The sequence below is a fragment of the Fulvivirga aurantia genome (genome assembly GCF_009711475.1).
Classification (GTDB): Bacteria; Bacteroidota; Bacteroidia; order Cytophagales; family Cyclobacteriaceae; genus Fulvivirga; species Fulvivirga aurantia.
The window spans coordinates 1-669 of sequence record NZ_SMMD01000135.1; the positions used below are offsets into that span (position 1 = coordinate 1).

Consider the following 669-nt stretch of genomic DNA (forward strand, 5'->3'; position numbering starts at 1 on the left):
TTTTAAGGAAGGCAATGCTTTATTTTTGCTTCATGGGGGTATAATAGCCGTTCCAAATATTAGAGGAGGTGGAGTGCATGGATCTAATTGGGCTATACAAGGTAGGCGATTTAATAAACAAAATGCAATTGATGATTTTATAGCCTCTGCGGAATATCTAATAAGTGAGAAATATACAAGTCCAGAAAAATTAGCAATAAGTGGAGCTTCACATGGAGCTTTAATAATAGGAGCAGCCATTACTCAAAGACCTGAATTATTCAAATTGGCAATAGCCAATGCAGGCCCTTATGATATGTTGAGAATGAGTAAGTACACTGTTGGAGGAGTGAATACAAATTTATTAGAATTTGGATCTCCAAACTCAAAAACTGACTATCATAACCTACGCAGCTATAGTCCTTTTCACAACGTGCGTAAAGGCACAAAATATCCAAACACACTTCTGATAACAGGAGCAAACGATGATAGAGTCCCTCCTTTTCATACATATAAATTCCTTGCATCGCTTCAGGAAAATGGTGATCCATCAAGTCTTTATAGTATGTATGTTTCCAATGGTTCGGGACATGGTGGAGCCTTAACAATAGAGGACTATATTGATTTAGAACTATACAAATACTATTTCCTTTTTAATCAGTTAAATATTGATTTCTACTAACTGGAGAC

The 669-nt window shown here is 35.9% G+C and carries 1 protein-coding gene; it reads left to right on the forward strand.

Features of this window, described 5'->3' with window-relative positions; translation table 11 throughout:
• Positions 1-661 (forward strand): prolyl oligopeptidase family serine peptidase (locus E1176_RS00345; RefSeq protein ID WP_155208609.1); only part of this gene is annotated, 661 nt, incomplete at its 5' end.
• Positions 662-669 lie beyond the last annotated feature (8 nt).